This is a genomic window from Serratia proteamaculans (assembly GCF_949794035.1).
Taxonomy (GTDB): Bacteria; Pseudomonadota; Gammaproteobacteria; order Enterobacterales; family Enterobacteriaceae; genus Serratia; species Serratia proteamaculans.
Window position 1 is genome coordinate 190,810 of the sequence record NZ_OX461105.1, and the last position, 14,440, is coordinate 205,249.

Consider the following 14,440-nt stretch of genomic DNA (forward strand, 5'->3'; position numbering starts at 1 on the left):
GTGTCAACCGCAGCAGTGATAAACAAAGAGTTGCTGGCCGAACAGGTATTACGCGATACCTTCGGCTACCAGCAATTCCGACCGGGTCAACAAACGATTATCAACACGGCGATCGGTGGGCAGGATTGCCTGGTTGTCATGCCGACCGGCGGCGGTAAATCGTTGTGCTACCAAATCCCGGCGCTGGTGATGGATGGCCTGACGTTAGTGGTTTCCCCTTTGATCTCGCTGATGAAAGATCAGGTCGATCAACTGCTGGCCTATGGCGTCGCCGCCGCCTGCTATAACTCGACGCAAACGCGCGAGCAGCAGCTCGAGGTAATGGCGGGCTGTCGCAGTGGCCAGATCAAAATGCTGTATATCGCCCCCGAGCGGCTGATGATGGACAGTTTCCTCGATCAGCTCGGTGGCAATCCGCCGGCCTTGCTGGCGGTGGATGAGGCGCACTGTATTTCGCAGTGGGGCCACGATTTCCGTCCCGAATACCGCGCATTGGGGTTGTTGAAGCAACGCTTCCCGAATATGCCGGTGATCGCCCTGACCGCCACCGCCGATGAATCCACCCGTGGCGACATCGTACGCCTGCTGGCGCTGCAGGATCCGCTGGTGCAGGTCAGCAGCTTTGACCGCCCCAATATCCGCTATACGCTGGTGGAGAAGTTTAAACCGCTCGACCAACTGTGGCGCTTCGTGCAGGACCAACGTGGCAAGAGCGGCATTATTTACTGCAACAGCCGCGCCAAGGTAGAAGACACTACGGCACGTCTGCAAAGCCGCGGGCTGAGCGTGGGGGCCTACCATGCCGGGCTGGATAACGACCGCCGTGCGCAGGTACAGGAAGCGTTCCAGCGCGACGATTTGCAGGTGGTGGTTGCCACCGTCGCTTTTGGTATGGGCATTAACAAACCCAACGTGCGCTTTGTGGTGCACTTTGATATCCCGCGCAATATCGAATCTTACTATCAGGAAACCGGCCGCGCCGGTCGTGATGGCTTACCGGCCGAAGCGATCCTGCTGTATGACCCGGCTGATATGGCCTGGCTGCGCCGCTGTCTGGAAGAGAAACCCGCCGGACAGCAACTGGATATAGAGCGCCACAAGCTGAACGCCATGGGCGCTTTTGCTGAAGCGCAAACCTGCCGCCGCCTGGTGCTGCTCAACTATTTTGGCGAAGGCAAACACCAAAACTGCGGCAACTGCGATATCTGTCTGGATCCCCCCAAGCGTTACGATGGGCTGGAAGATGCGCGCAAGGCGCTGTCCTGCGTGTACCGTGTCGGCCAGCGTTTCGGACTGGGATATATTGTCGAAGTGCTGCGTGGTTCCAATAATCAGCGCATCCGTGAATACGGGCACGAGAAACTGCCGGTTTACGGCATCGGCCGTGAGCAAACCACCGAGCACTGGACCAGCGTATTGCGTCAGTTGATCCACCTGGGCTTTATCACCCAGAACATCGCCATGCACTCGGCGCTACAATTGACCGAGTCTGCGCGGCCGGTGCTGCGTGGCGAGCTGGAGCTGCAACTGGCTGTGCCGCGTATCCAGAGCCTGAAGGCGCGCAGCAGTGCCAACCAGAAATCCTACGGCGGCAATTACGATCGCAAGCTGTTTGCCAAACTGCGCAAGCTGCGTAAATCGATTGCCGACGAAGAAAACATCCCGCCTTACGTGGTGTTTAACGACGCCACACTGCTGGAAATGGCGGAACAGATGCCTATCAAGGCCGGTGACCTGTTGAGCGTTAACGGTGTCGGTCAGCGCAAGCTGGAGCGTTTTGGCGCTCCGTTTATGGCGATGATCCGCGATCACCTCGATAATGATGAAAATTAAGGGCAATAAATCATGCTGATGCTGTTTCTGACCGTGGCGCTGGTGCACCTGATTGCGCTGATGAGCCCGGGGCCGGACTTCTTTTTTGTTTCGCAAACCGCCGCCAGTCGCTCACGCCGTGAGGCGATGATGGGCGTGATGGGCATTTCACTGGGTATCGTGGTGTGGGCGGGCGTAGCGTTGATGGGCCTGCACCTGATCCTGCAAAAAATGGCCTGGCTGCATCAGATTATCATGGTCGGCGGTGGGATCTACCTGTGCTGGATGGGTTGGCAACTGCTGCGTTCCGCGCGTTCCCAAAATGCACAGTCGGAGCCTGCGCCAGAGGTGAAAGTGGCCTTGCCGAAGCCTGGGCGCAGCTTTATCCGTGGCTTTCTGACCAACCTATCGAACCCCAAGGCAGTTATCTATTTCGGCAGCGTGTTTTCACTGTTTGTGGGTGACGACGTTGGTGCCGGCGCACGCTGGGGCTTGTTCCTGCTGATCATTGCCGAGACCTTTGTCTGGTTCAGCCTGGTGGCGGTGGTGTTTGCATTACCGACCATGCGTCGTGGCTATCAGCGACTGGCTAAGTGGATCGACGGGCTGGCGGGCATGCTGTTTACCGGTTTCGGTTTACACCTTATTTTTACCCGCTAATCACTGCCACAGAAAATTTGAAGGCCGAACAGTCATGTTCGGCCTTTTTGCTTTATGCCTTGCGTGCCGTAGCCAGCAACCCGGCCACCAGAATAAACAGCGAACCGAAGATGCGGTTCAGCAACTGCATTTGGCGCGGTGTTTTCAGCCAGCCGGCAATGCGAGTGGCCAGGGTGGCGTAACCAATCATCACGAAAATATCCACCACCACAGTCGTGACGCCGAGCACCAGGTACTGTTCGGCCTGCGGCTGGTTGGGCAAGATAAACTGCGGGAACAGCGCGGCCAAAAACACGATGCTCTTCGGATTGGTCAAATTGACCAGGATAGCGCGGCGGAACAGGCGACGGCGCGGCATTGTCCCCGCCAGCGTATGCAAGTCCAGCGAACCTGCTGCACGCCACTGTTGAATGCCCAGCCATACCAGATAGGCGGCACCGAACCATTTCAGCATTTCAAACGCCAGCAGCGACTGTGACACCAGCGCGCCCAGACCGATGCCCACCAGCACGATATGCAGGCTCAGCCCGACCTGCAGGCCGGCAATGGATGCCGCTGCGCCGCGATAACCGTGGCTGATACCGGTGCTCATGGTGTTGATCGCCCCTGAACCGGGTGACAGGCTGAGGATAAGAGTTGTCAGAAGATAGGTTAACCACCAGTCCAAGGTCATTGAGGTACTCCCTGAAAGTGCCAATATGTGCCAAAATAGCCTCTATCCGGCGTCTTTCAAGCTGCAGCGTTGTTACCTGCACTCGTGCACCCCAGTCACTTACCGGAGTAAGCTCCTGGGGATGAACGAGCTGGGCGCCTAGCTGCAACTTGAAATCCATCGGATATAGTAATATTTATCACATTTTTATAGGCTCTACCTCCAGCTAAAAGGCATGTGATGACGTCGTTTACTCTCAGCACTAATGACTGGTTAACGCGTGAAAAGCAGTTTGCTGCTTTCGCCACGGGACCGCTGCTGGACTTTTGGCGGCAGCGTGAGGAGGGCGAGTTCAATGGCGTGGGTGGCGTGCCCATCCGTTTCGTGCGCTTCAGTTCTGCCCGCCATCAGCGAGTGGTGGTGATCAGCCCCGGTCGTATCGAAAGTTACATTAAATATCCTGAGGTTGCCTACGATCTGTTCCATTGCGGCTATGACGTGATGATCCTGGATCACCGCGGGCAAGGCCGTTCCGGTCGTTTGCTGGCTGATACGCACCGTGGTCATGTGATAAACTTTGCCGATTACGTCGACGATTTCGCCCAGTTTTATCAGCAGGAGGTGGTGCCGCACGGTTACCGGCAACACTTTGCGTTGGCCCACTCGATGGGCGGTGCAATTCTGGCACAGTTTCTGGCTCGTCAGCCGCAGGCCTTTGACGCCGCGGCGTTTTGCGCGCCAATGTTCGGCATTTATTTACCGATGCCGGGCTGGATGGCCAACCGCATTCTGAACTGGACGGAGAAGCACCCGGCGGTACGCGATTACTATGCGATAGGCACCGGTCAGTGGAGGCCGCTGCCCTATGTGGTCAACGTGTTGACCCACAGCCGTGAACGCTATCGTCGCTGTTTACGCTATTACGCCGATTATCCCGAGCTACAGGTGGGCGGGCCAACCTACCACTGGGTACGGGAAAGCCTTCAGGCCGGGCGAGAAATCATCGCCCAGGCGGCTAAAATTACCACGCCGCTATTATTATTGCAGGCCGGTGAGGATCGGGTGGTCGACAACCGTTCCCATCAGGCTTTTTGTCAGGCATTGTCAGACGCGGGCCATCCCTGTGAAGGGGGAAAACCGCAGGTTATCGAAGGTGCACGGCATGAGATCCTGTTTGAGCGGGACGCGATGCGCGCCGAAGCATTGAACGCAATCCTGCGTTTCTTTGCTCAACATTTAGGTGGTACCCCAACCGCCGACCACACCATTAGAGGTTAGAAATTACCGCTATGTATCACGTCGTCGCTTCCGATTTAGATGGCACGCTGCTATCACCCGACCACACTCTGTCACCTTACGCCAAAGAGACGTTGAAGCTGCTGACCCAGCGCGGCGTGCATTTTGTCTTTGCTACCGGCCGTCATCACATCGACGTTGCGCAGATCCGCGATAACCTCGATATCAGCGCCTTTATGATCACCTCCAACGGCGCTCGCGTGCACAATACCGACGGTGAGCTGATTTTCAGCCACAACCTGGCCGAAGACATCGCCCGCGATCTCTACGGTATGCTGCATAACGATCCGGACATCACCACCAACGTTTACCGTAATGACGACTGGTTCATTAACCGCGAAAGCCCGGAACAGAAAGAGTTCTTCCGCGAATCTGTTTTCCAGTACCAATTGTTCGAGCCGGGCCTGCTGGAAACCGACGGCGTGTGCAAGGTGTACTTCACCTGTGAAGATCATGAAAAGCTGCTGCCGCTGGAAGATGCCATCAATGCGCGTTGGGGCGATCGGGTTAACGTCAGTTTCTCGTTCCCAACCTGTCTGGAAGTGATGGCGGGTGGCGTATCAAAAGGCCACGCGCTGGAAGAAGTGGCCAAGATCATCGGATATACGCTGAAAGAGTGCATTGCCTTCGGTGACGGTATGAATGATCTGGAAATGCTGTCGATGGCCGGCAAAGGCTGCATCATGCGCGACGCGCATCAGCGTCTGAAGGACAAGCTGCCGGAACTGGAAGTGATTGGCTCCAACGTCGACGATGCGGTGCCGCACTACCTGCGCAAGATGTTCATCGCCTGATATACCCTTTGTCTTTCGCGCCGCAGCGTTGTTGGCTACGCGCGTTTACCCCAGTCACTTACTTGAGTAAGCTCCTGGGGATTCACGTGCTTGCCGTCTAGCTGCAACGCGAAATCCATTGGGTATCAATTAACGATAAGGGCACCTTGCAATTACTTGTGCTGGCCCTGCTTTTGCAGGAATTGCACACCTTTGTCAGGGAAGTCGGTGAACACGCCGTCAACGCCTGCCTGGTTGTAAATCACGTCATACAGTTGATTCACGTCGGTGACGTAGTTCGGCAGTGCATCGGCACGGATGGTGAAGGGGTGTACCGCCAGCTTATTGGCATGGGCTTCTTTCACCATGTCGGTCAGCACCACCTTGCCCGGCTTGGATTTCTCTGCCACGACCAGCATATGGTAGTCCGGCCCGATGCCATCGGCGTACTGGGCAATCTGCTTCATCGCACCCGGTTTGAACATCCAGTCATAGTCGTATTCCACCCACTTGCCGTCGGCCTTCTGCTCATAGGTTTCCTGCCATTTGTTATAGGCGATCAGCTGGATCAGCTTCAGATCCATGCCCATCTTCGGCTCCAGCTCGGTTTTAATCCGCTTCAGCTCGTTGGCGTCAAAGCATTGCAGATAAACGTTGTCGCCCTTGCCGGTATAACCGTACTGCTTCAGCACCGCCAGCACTTTGCTGGAAATATCCTTGCCTTCCTGCTTGTGGAACCACGGCGCTTTGATTTCCGGGTAAATACCGATGTTTTTGCCGGTTGAATGGTTCAGCCCCTGCACAAACTCGATCTCTTCCTGGAAGGTATGGACGCGGAAGTCGGATTTGCCCATCGGGAAACGGCCAGGGTAGCCCTGCACTTTTTTACCGTTTTCGATCTCAAAGCCTTCGGTGAACTTCAACGATTTGATTTCTGCCAGCGTAAAGTCGATGGCGTAATAGCGGCCGTCCTTACGGGCGCGGTCCGGGAAGCGTTCGGCTACGTCGGTGACGCGATCGAGATAGTGGTCATGCAAAACCACCAGCTCGTTGTCCTTGGTCATCACCAGATCCTGCTCGAGGAAGTCCGCACCCTGCGCGTAGGCCATGGCCTTCGCCGGCAGAGTGTGTTCCGGCAGATAACCGCTGGCACCCCGGTGGGCGATCACCACCTTGTCGGCGGCCTGTGCGGCGCTGACCATTGAGGTGGCCAGGATAATCCCTGTCAGCAGGGCTTTGACTTGAGTCCGCATTCTGTTGTTCTCCATGTTGTAGGGGCAGGGGTAGTAAAAAGGCCGCAGCGCGGCCTTTAAATAATGCGAAAGTTGTATGACGCTTAACCGCGTTTGTTGGCAGCGATTTCCGCGTGGTGTTTTTTCTCGCTCAGCATGGTCAACAACAGCAACAATACTGCGCCGACGCTGCCGCCAATCATCACCATAAAGCCACCGTCCCAACCGAAGTAGTCAACGGTGTAGCCGACAATGGCGCTGGCTGCGACCGAACCGCCCAGATAACCGAACAGACCGGTAAAGCCCGCAGCGGTACCGGCCGCTTTCTTCGGCGCCAGTTCCAGTGCGTGCAGACCGATCAACATTACCGGGCCGTAAATCAGGAAACCGATGGTGATCATACAGGCCATATCGATGCCAGGGTTACCGACCGGGTTGAGCCAGTAAACCACGGTAGCGATGGTCACCAGGGTCATAAAGAACACGCCGGTGGCGCCACGGTTGCCCTTGAACACCTTGTCCGACATCCAGCCACACAGTAGGGTGCCCGGGATACCGGCATATTCGTACAGGAAATAGGCCCAGGAAGACTTATCCAGCGAGAAGTGCTTCACTTCTTTCAGGTAGGTCGGTGACCAGTCCAGGATGCCGTAACGCAGCAGGTAAACGAACACGTTGGCCACGGCGATGTACCACAGCAGCTTGTTCGGCAGGATGTACTGCATGAAGATTTGCTTGGCGGTCAGCTCTTCTTCCGCTTTCTCGCTGTAGTCGTCCGGATAATCGTTTTTGTATTCTTCAATCGGCGGCAGGCCACAGGATTGCGGGGTGTCACGCATCAATGCGAAGGCGATCAGGGCCACCAGAATGGCACCGAAGGCCGGCATATACAGTGCAGCGTGCCAGTCGTTGAACCAGGCCATGCCCAGCAGGAACAGCAATGGCGGCAGACCGCCACCCACGTTATGGGCGCAGTTCCAGACCGAAACAATGCCGCCGCGCTCTTTCTGCGACCACCAGTGCACCATGGTACGGCCACATGGCGGCCAGCCCATACCCTGGAACCAACCGCACAGGAACAGCAGCACGAACATCACCGCAATGCTCGAAGTCGCCCATGGCACGAAGCCCATGAACAGCATCACTGCGGCAGCCAGGATCAGGCCGGCGGGCAGGAACACCCGGGGGTTGGAGCGGTCAGAAACCGACCCCATGATGAATTTGGAAAAACCATAGGCGATGGAAATACCGGACAGCGCGAAACCGAGGTCACCGCGGCTGAAGCCCTGGTCGATCAAATAAGGCATGGCCAGGGTGAAGTTCTTGCGCACCAGGTAGTAGGCGGCATAACCGAAGAAAATCCCCATAAAAATTTGCCAGCGCAATTTACGGTACAGCGGGTCGACTTTGTCGACCGGCACACGGGAAATGTGTGCTGCCGGCTTAAAAATACTCAACATGAGCGCCTCCGATGGCTTTATCTAGTTATCACATCAATATGACCTTTTACGTTCATTTGATGATTGAGCGGATATCGAATGTGGTGTTTTTTTGTTCCATAACGAGCGTCATCCTAGTCAAATCAGCCTGGTGTCGCTGTGATGAATGGCGCAATTGTTACACTTTTATGAAACACCGGCGGATTTTGAGCGATTCGTTAACGTTATGAAATAGAAAAACGCCCAAAAATCGTGATTATGATCACATTCATGGTTTTTTGTGGACATTTGGTTTTCGTTTATAGTTCGTTATTGTTCCTTATCAAACAAAGACCCCAATGACTGTGGCTCAATAGGCCAATAATCACGGATCCTGAGAGAGCCTCATGAGCAGTCATTCACCGGATAACGAAACGGATGTGATCATCATTGGCGGCGGTGCGACCGGAGCGGGCATTGCTCGTGACTGTGCGCGTCGTGGCCTGCGTTGCATACTGCTGGAGCGCCACGATATCGCCACCGGTGCCACCGGCCGTAACCACGGTCTGCTGCACAGCGGAGCACGCTATGCGGTGACCGACGGTGAGTCGGCGCGCGAATGCATAGAAGAGAACCAAATCCTCAAGCGCATTGCGCATCACTGCATCGAGCGTACCGATGGGCTGTTTATCACGCTGCCGCAGGATTCGCTGGCCTACCAACAACAGTTTATTGTCTCCTGCCACAGCGCTGGTATCAAAGCCGAAGCAATTGACCCGCAGTTGGCGCTGCGCCTGGAGCCGGCCGCCAACCCGGCGCTGATCGGTGCGGTGCGGGTGCCGGACGGCACTGTCGACCCCTTCCGTCTGACCGCCGCCAATATGCTCGATGCCCGTGAGCACGGTGCGCAGATCCTCACTTATCATCAGGTGGTCGGTTTACTTCGCGCGGGCGATCGCGTAACCGGCGTGCGCGTTTTCGACCATCAATCGGCACGCCACTACGATATTCACGCCGAGGTGGTGGTCAACGCGGCCGGTATCTGGGGCCAGCAGATTGCGGAATATGCCGATCTGCGCATTCGTATGTTCCCGGCCAAGGGCGCTCTGCTGATCCTCGGCCATCGCATCAATAACATGGTGATCAACCGCTGCCGCAAACCGGCGGATGCCGACATTTTGGTGCCGGGCGACACCATTTCGGTGATTGGCACCACCTCCACCCACATTGATTATGACCAGATCGACAACATGCTGGTGACGCCGCAGGAAGTGGACATTCTGATCCGTGAGGGGGCGCTGTTGGCGCCGGAACTGGCTCAGACCCGTATTCTGCGTGCCTATGCCGGTGTGCGGCCGCTGGTGGCCAGCGATGACGACCCCAGCGGTCGCAATGTCAGCCGTGGCATCGTGCTGCTCGATCATGCCAGTCGCGACGGGCTGGAAGGCTTTATCACCATTACCGGCGGCAAGTTGATGACCTACCGGCTGATGGCGCAATGGGCGACCGATAAAGTGTGTGAAAAGCTTGGGTTAGACAGCCCCTGTACCACCGCGCAGGAAGCCTTGCCCGGCTCCCGTCAGTCGGCGGAAGAGACGGTGCGCAGCGTGGTTTCCCTGCCTGCCAGCATTCGTGGTTCGGCGGTGTATCGCCACGGCGATCGTGCCAGTCAGGTACCGGCCGGCGATCGGCTGGATAACAGCCTGGTGTGTGAATGTGAAGCGGTCACCGCCGGTGAAGTGCGCTATGCGGTTAACTCCCTTACCGTCAATAACCTGGTCGATCTGCGCCGCCGTACCCGTGTCGGCATGGGCACCTGCCAGGGAGAACTCTGCGCCTGCCGTGCCGCCGGGTTGCTGACGCGTTTTAACGTCACCACCCCGCAGCAGTCGATCGATCAGCTATCGCATTTCCTCAACGAACGTTGGAAAGGAGTAAGGCCGATCGCCTGGGGTGATGCATTGCGTGAAAGTGAATTTACCAGTTGGGTTTACCAGGGATTGTGCGGGCTCGATGCCCGGGGGGAACAGGAGGCCGATGATGCGATTTGACGTAGTGGTGATTGGCGGCGGCCTGGCGGGCATGACCTGTGCCATTCGGCTGGCGGAACAGGGTAAGCGTTGCGCCGTGGTCAGCTCAGGCCAAAGCGCGCTCTATTTTTCATCCGGATCGCTGGATCTGCTGGCGCAGCTACCCGACGGCACCCCGGTAACCTCACCCCTGGCGGCAATGCCGGCGCTTGCGCTACAGGCGCCACGGCATCCTTATGCGCTAATAGGTGCCGAACGGGTGGCGGCACTGTCGGACGACGCAGCTCAGTTGCTGCAGCGCTGTGGTTTGAGCCTGCAGGGCAGCAGTGAACGTAATCATCTGCGGGTTACGCCATTAGGCACGCGTCGGGCGACCTGGCTCAGTCCTCAGGCCATCCCGGTCACGCCGTTGGACGGCGAACTGCCGTGGAAAAGTATCGCGGTGATTGGCATCGAAGGATTTTTGGATTTTCAGCCACAGTTGGCCGCCAGTTCCCTGACGCAGAGCCTGGGTATCCAGGCGGAAGTCGCTTATATGCACTTGCCGTCGCTCGACCGGCTGCGCAACAACCCCAGTGAGTTCCGGGCGGTGAATATTGCCAGAGTGCTGGATCTGCCGGAAAACCTGACGCCGATGGCGGACGAGGTGAGCCGATTGGCCGGTGATGCCGAGGCGATCTTCCTGCCCGCCTGTCTGGGGCTGGAAAATGATAGCTCACTGGCAGCACTGCAGATGGCGGTGGGTAAACCGATCCGTCTGTTGCCGACGTTGCCGCCTTCGGTACTGGGCATGCGCCTGCACCAGGCCCTGCGTTCGCGTCTGCAGCAACTGGGCGGCGTGTTCATGCCGGGTGACAGCGTGCTGCGGGCGGATATCGAAGCCGGGCGAGTCACCGGCCTCTATACCCGCAACCACACCGATATTCCGTTGCTGGCGCAACAGGTGGTGTTGGCCAGCGGCAGCTTTTTCAGCAACGGGCTGGTGGCGGACTTCGAGGGCATACGTGAGCCGGTGTTTGGGCTGGATGTCGACAGCCGGGCGGATCGCGCTGACTGGAGCCACCGTAATCTGTTTGCTCCGCAGCCTTACCTGCAATTTGGGGTACGCACCGATGAGCGGCTGCGGGCCTTAAGGCAGGGAGAGCCCCTGAGCAACCTGTATGCCATCGGTGCAGTGACCGGCGGCTATGATCCCCTGCAGCAGGGCTGCGGTGCGGGTGTTTCGCTGATTGGGGCGTTGTACGTCGCGCAACAGATTGCGGCACAGGAGGAGCGTCCATGAGCCTGCAGAAAGACAACAGCTTTGAAAACTGCATCAAGTGCACCGTCTGCACCACCTATTGCCCGGTGGCCAAAGTCAATCCGCTCTACCCAGGGCCCAAACAGGCAGGGCCGGACGGCGAGCGCCTGCGGCTGAAGGATCCGGCGCTGTATGACGAAGCGCTGAAGTATTGCACCAACTGCAAACGCTGTGAGGTGGCCTGCCCGTCCGACGTCAAAATCGGCGACATCATTCAGCGCGCCCGTGCCGACTTTGCCCAGAGCAAACCCACGCTGCGCGACGCCATCCTCAGCCATACCGACCTGATGGGTTCGCTGTCGACGCCGTTTGCGCCGATTGTGAACGCCGCCACCGGGTTAAAACCGGTGCGTGCCCTGCTCGACAAGGCGCTGAAAATTGACCATCGGCGTGAACTGCCAAAGTACTCGTTCGGCACCTTCCGCCGCTGGTATCGCCAGCAGGCTCAGGCCCAACAGCGTTATGCCGAGCAGGTGGCATTCTTCCACGGCTGCTTCGTCAATTACAACCACCCGCAACTGGGTAAGGATCTGATCAAGGTCTTTAATGCGATGGATATTGGCGTGCAGTTGCTGAAACGCGAGAAATGCTGCGGCGTGCCGCTGATCGCCAATGGCTTTATCGCCCAGGCCAAAAAACAGGCCAGGGTGAATGCCGAATCGCTGCACGAGGCGGTGCTGGAGCGGGGTATCCCTGTGGTGGCGACCTCTTCCAGCTGTACTTTTACCCTGCGCGATGAATATCCGCATTTGCTGGAAGTGGATACCTCGGCGGTGCGCGAGCGGGTGGAGCTGGCGACGCGCTATCTGTACCGCCTGCTCAATCAGGGTCGTCAGTTACCGCTGAAACACACACCGCTGCGGGTGGCCTACCATACGCCATGCCATATGGAGAAAATGGGCTGGACTGCCTATACGCTGGAGCTGTTGCGACAGATACCGGGGCTGGAGCTGGTGGTGCTGGATTCGCAGTGCTGTGGCATTGCCGGCACCTATGGATTTAAATCGGAGAATTATGAGACGTCGCAGGGCATTGGTGCGTCGCTGTTCCGTCAAATAGAGGAAAGCGGGGTGGACCTGGTGGTCACGGACTGCGAAACCTGCAAATGGCAAATCGAGATGTCGACCAGCAAGCGCTGCGAACATCCGATCACCTTGTTGGCGCAGGCATTGGCATAGGGCGCAGCGGGCTGCGCCCAGAGTAAGATTACTTGTTCAGTTTCAGCGTTTTGATGATGCCTTCGGCTTCGCTCTGCGCTTGCTGCTGGTTATCCGCCGGCAGCGTCACCTGAATGGTCAGCATATTGTTGTCCAGCGTGCCGATCAGGATAGAGGAATAGGCTTTCTCGCCGCCGCTGGTGATGATGCTGTCCAATTGACGCAGCGGTACGCCGTTAACGTCGATGGCTTTGTTGGTGATCACCTGCAGGTTGGCGTCACGCGAGCGCTGGGTATCTTCCAGACGCTTGCTCAGGGTTTCCAGGCTGTCGGCTGTTTTATCGCCGAGGATCACGATCAGAGCGCGCTGGCCGGTACTGTCGGCGTAAACGTGCATGTTGTTCGCCTGATTGCCCAGCTTGCCGCTTTGGTCCGCCATGCCCACCGGCAGGGTGAATGCCAGCTTGCCATCCAGCAAGCTCACCTGTTGCCCGGCTGGGGCGCTGGCTGCGGCATCACCTGCCGACGCCTTGGTGTCTTTGGTTTCGCCGTCACAGGCCGCCAGGCCAAGCACTAACAGGCTGATACCCATCAATTTTGCTACTTTACGCATTGGGCTTCCTTCTTCCTTTCAGGTAGGGTTTCACTGCCTTATCGCAACCTATTCCACGTTGAAATGCAAGGCTGATGTTGTCACAAGGTTTTCTCAAGTAATAGCCGATAATCAGCCACTTCGCCTTTCTTTTCCAGTTGAACAATCTGATAGTGACGGCCGATGAGCATCATCAGCGGCTGTGCAGGTTGCCGAATTCGGGGATTTGCTGATAAAGACGGTGAGTTTCTTCGAAGGTGGCGTGGCGGGTGGTGATGGTCATGGCGGCCTCCGGATCGATGCAGGCCGCCAATGATAACACGGGTCAGCCTGCTTGCAGGCTGCCGTTGTCTTGGCGGGCGGCGATACGCTTAAGCAGCATATTCAACAGAACGCCATACATCGGCAGGAAGAACAGCATGCAAATCAGCACTTTGAAGCTGTAGTCCACCAGGGCAATCTCAACCCAGTTGTTGGCCATAAAGGCGTCGCTGCTCTTGTAGAACGCAATAAAGAAGAACGACAGAGTATCGCTGATATTGCCGAGGAACATGGCGGCGGCAGGGGCAACCCACCAGGCACTGCGCTGACGCAGGCGATTGAAAACGTGAACGTCGAGGATCTGGCCGAGTACATAAGCCATAAAGCTGGCGACGGCGATACGCGCCACAAACAGATTAAAGCTACCCAGTGCGGCAAAGCCCTGCCATTCGCCCTGATAGGTCACGGTGGAAATCACGTACGAGATAAACAACGCCGGTACCATCACCGAAAGAATGATGCGTCGTGCCAGCGGGGCACCGAAAATTCGCACCGTCAGATCGGTAGCCAGAAAGATAAACGGGAAGGTAAATGCACCCCAGGTGGTATGAAAGCCGAAAATGGACATCGGCAACTGCACCAGGTAGTTACTGGAGGTAATGATGACAATATGGAACAGCGATAGCCAGACTAACGCGGTAAGGCGCTGCCGAGCAGTAAACGAATACATGTTGTAGCCTTTTTAATAGTGGGGTGAGGGAACCCAAATTGATACCCGTCGTCTTTCAAGCTGGTCGCCTAGCTGCAACTTGAAAGCCATAGGGTATCGTTATCAAAGCAGCGAAATAAGCTGCGCGGCCGCATGATACGCGTTTGCGCAACCAATGCAATGGTTAAATTTAACGCAAACGTTAACGCATCTTGCGCAGAAAAACTACCGGCGTAAACTAGGCGCTGATGAGATGCGGCGAGCGTTCGCCGATCGCTTTTGACCGAGAAAAATTGCATGACTGACTTATTTGCCCAGGCCGACCAGACGCTTGATGCGCTGGGGCTGCGCTGTCCGGAACCGGTAATGATGGTGCGTAAAACCGTACGCCATATGGATGACGGTGAAACGCTGCTGATTATTGCTGATGATCCGGCCACCACCCGCGATATTCCGGGGTTCTGCCGCTTTATGGAACACACGCTGGTGGCGCAGGAAACCGACGCCGCGCCTTACCGCTACCTGTTACGTAAGGGCGTCTAAGTACC

At 57.0% G+C, this 14,440-nt stretch carries 14 protein-coding genes; 8 read left to right on the forward strand and 6 right to left on the reverse strand.

Going from position 1 to position 14,440, the window contains the following annotated elements; translation table 11 throughout:
- Together recQ and rhtC are read left to right on the forward strand one after the other, a co-directional pair.
- Positions 1-1,833: an ATP-dependent DNA helicase RecQ gene (gene recQ, locus QOT07_RS00855; protein WP_283602419.1), complete on the forward strand. Its 1,833-nt coding sequence runs from the start codon at positions 1-3 to the stop codon at positions 1,831-1,833.
- 12 nt (positions 1,834-1,845) lie between these two features.
- On the forward strand, positions 1,846-2,472 hold the full coding sequence (gene rhtC, locus QOT07_RS00860; RefSeq protein ID WP_283602420.1) for a threonine export protein RhtC: 627 nt from the start codon (positions 1,846-1,848) through the stop codon (positions 2,470-2,472).
- Between the two features lie 52 nt (positions 2,473-2,524).
- Here the strand turns inward: rhtC and rhtB are convergent, their stop codons facing one another.
- A complete protein-coding gene (gene rhtB / locus QOT07_RS00865; protein ID WP_112349352.1) occupies positions 2,525-3,145 on the reverse strand; it encodes a homoserine/homoserine lactone efflux protein in 621 nt (206 codons plus the stop codon).
- A 219-nt stretch (positions 3,146-3,364) separates the two neighbouring features.
- On the opposite strand from rhtB, the gene pldB reads away from it, so the two are divergent.
- The gene (pldB, locus tag QOT07_RS00870; protein ID WP_283602421.1) at positions 3,365-4,402 is read left to right on the forward strand and encodes a lysophospholipase L2; all 1,038 of its coding nucleotides are present in this window, start codon (positions 3,365-3,367) and stop codon (positions 4,400-4,402) included.
- Between the two features lie 11 nt (positions 4,403-4,413).
- Positions 4,414-5,214 carry a sugar/pyridoxal phosphate phosphatase YigL gene (yigL, locus tag QOT07_RS00875; RefSeq protein WP_099062165.1) on the forward strand — a complete coding sequence of 267 codons (801 nt, stop codon included), beginning with the start codon at positions 4,414-4,416 and terminating at the stop codon, positions 5,212-5,214.
- A 152-nt stretch (positions 5,215-5,366) separates the two neighbouring features.
- On the opposite strand, the gene glpQ is transcribed toward yigL, so the two are convergent.
- Both glpQ and glpT read right to left on the reverse strand, forming a co-directional pair.
- Positions 5,367-6,446 carry a glycerophosphodiester phosphodiesterase gene (glpQ, locus tag QOT07_RS00880; protein WP_112349349.1) on the reverse strand — a complete coding sequence of 360 codons (1,080 nt, stop codon included), beginning with the start codon at positions 6,444-6,446 and terminating at the stop codon, positions 5,367-5,369.
- An 83-nt stretch (positions 6,447-6,529) separates the two neighbouring features.
- Positions 6,530-7,885 (reverse strand): glycerol-3-phosphate transporter, encoded by a 1,356-nt coding sequence (glpT, locus tag QOT07_RS00885; protein ID WP_099062163.1) that lies wholly within the window; start codon positions 7,883-7,885, stop codon positions 6,530-6,532.
- A 365-nt stretch (positions 7,886-8,250) separates the two neighbouring features.
- Between glpT and glpA the strand changes: the two genes are divergently transcribed.
- The 3 genes from glpA to glpC are packed head-to-tail and all read left to right on the forward strand — an operon-like array spanning position 8,251 to position 12,351.
- Complete coding sequence (gene glpA, locus QOT07_RS00890) at positions 8,251-9,894, forward strand: anaerobic glycerol-3-phosphate dehydrogenase subunit A (protein WP_099062161.1); 1,644 nt, start codon at positions 8,251-8,253, stop codon at positions 9,892-9,894.
- A complete protein-coding gene (gene glpB, locus QOT07_RS00895; RefSeq protein ID WP_283604265.1) occupies positions 9,884-11,155 on the forward strand; it encodes a glycerol-3-phosphate dehydrogenase subunit GlpB in 1,272 nt (423 codons plus the stop codon). Before glpA ends, glpB begins: the two co-directional genes overlap by 11 nt.
- Positions 11,152-12,351 (forward strand): anaerobic glycerol-3-phosphate dehydrogenase subunit GlpC, encoded by a 1,200-nt coding sequence (gene glpC, locus QOT07_RS00900; protein ID WP_099062159.1) that lies wholly within the window; start codon positions 11,152-11,154, stop codon positions 12,349-12,351. Before glpB ends, glpC begins: the two co-directional genes overlap by 4 nt.
- 28 nt (positions 12,352-12,379) lie before the next feature.
- Here glpC and QOT07_RS00905 read toward each other — a convergent pair whose 3' ends face one another.
- The 3 genes from QOT07_RS00905 to QOT07_RS00915 all read right to left on the reverse strand — a co-directional run bounded on the left by QOT07_RS00905 (position 12,380) and on the right by QOT07_RS00915 (position 13,913).
- Positions 12,380-12,943, reverse strand: coding sequence for a DcrB family lipoprotein (locus tag QOT07_RS00905; protein WP_085116498.1), 564 nt, complete (start codon positions 12,941-12,943; stop codon positions 12,380-12,382).
- Between the two features lie 172 nt (positions 12,944-13,115).
- Positions 13,116-13,244 carry a hypothetical protein gene (locus tag QOT07_RS25880; protein ID WP_283602422.1) on the reverse strand — a complete coding sequence of 43 codons (129 nt, stop codon included), beginning with the start codon at positions 13,242-13,244 and terminating at the stop codon, positions 13,116-13,118.
- Positions 13,245-13,247: 3 nt separating this feature from the next.
- On the reverse strand, positions 13,248-13,913 hold the full coding sequence (locus QOT07_RS00915; RefSeq protein WP_112349343.1) for a 7-cyano-7-deazaguanine/7-aminomethyl-7-deazaguanine transporter: 666 nt from the start codon (positions 13,911-13,913) through the stop codon (positions 13,248-13,250).
- Positions 13,914-14,189: 276 nt separating this feature from the next.
- Between QOT07_RS00915 and tusA the strand changes: the two genes are divergently transcribed.
- Positions 14,190-14,435 carry a sulfurtransferase TusA gene (tusA, locus tag QOT07_RS00920; protein WP_207978558.1) on the forward strand — a complete coding sequence of 82 codons (246 nt, stop codon included), beginning with the start codon at positions 14,190-14,192 and terminating at the stop codon, positions 14,433-14,435.
- Positions 14,436-14,440: the final 5 nt, after the last annotated feature.

What these genes read in the sequence shown, in the direction of transcription:
- rhtC (WP_283602420.1), top strand. Translation starts at nt 1,846, where the DNA reads ATGCTGATGCTGTTTCTGACCGTGGCGCTGGTGCACCTGATTGCGCTG.
- rhtB (WP_112349352.1), bottom strand. Translation starts at nt 3,145, where the DNA reads ATGACCTTGGACTGGTGGTTAACCTATCTTCTGACAACTCTTATCCTC.
- pldB (WP_283602421.1), top strand. Translation starts at nt 3,365, where the DNA reads ATGACGTCGTTTACTCTCAGCACTAATGACTGGTTAACGCGTGAAAAG.
- yigL (WP_099062165.1), top strand. Translation starts at nt 4,414, where the DNA reads ATGTATCACGTCGTCGCTTCCGATTTAGATGGCACGCTGCTATCACCC.
- glpQ (WP_112349349.1), bottom strand. Translation starts at nt 6,446, where the DNA reads ATGCGGACTCAAGTCAAAGCCCTGCTGACAGGGATTATCCTGGCCACC.
- glpT (WP_099062163.1), bottom strand. Translation starts at nt 7,885, where the DNA reads ATGTTGAGTATTTTTAAGCCGGCAGCACACATTTCCCGTGTGCCGGTC.
- glpA (WP_099062161.1), top strand. Translation starts at nt 8,251, where the DNA reads ATGAGCAGTCATTCACCGGATAACGAAACGGATGTGATCATCATTGGC.
- glpB (WP_283604265.1), top strand. Translation starts at nt 9,884, where the DNA reads ATGCGATTTGACGTAGTGGTGATTGGCGGCGGCCTGGCGGGCATGACC.
- glpC (WP_099062159.1), top strand. Translation starts at nt 11,152, where the DNA reads ATGAGCCTGCAGAAAGACAACAGCTTTGAAAACTGCATCAAGTGCACC.
- QOT07_RS00905 (WP_085116498.1), bottom strand. Translation starts at nt 12,943, where the DNA reads ATGCGTAAAGTAGCAAAATTGATGGGTATCAGCCTGTTAGTGCTTGGC.
- QOT07_RS00915 (WP_112349343.1), bottom strand. Translation starts at nt 13,913, where the DNA reads ATGTATTCGTTTACTGCTCGGCAGCGCCTTACCGCGTTAGTCTGGCTA.
- tusA (WP_207978558.1), top strand. Translation starts at nt 14,190, where the DNA reads ATGACTGACTTATTTGCCCAGGCCGACCAGACGCTTGATGCGCTGGGG.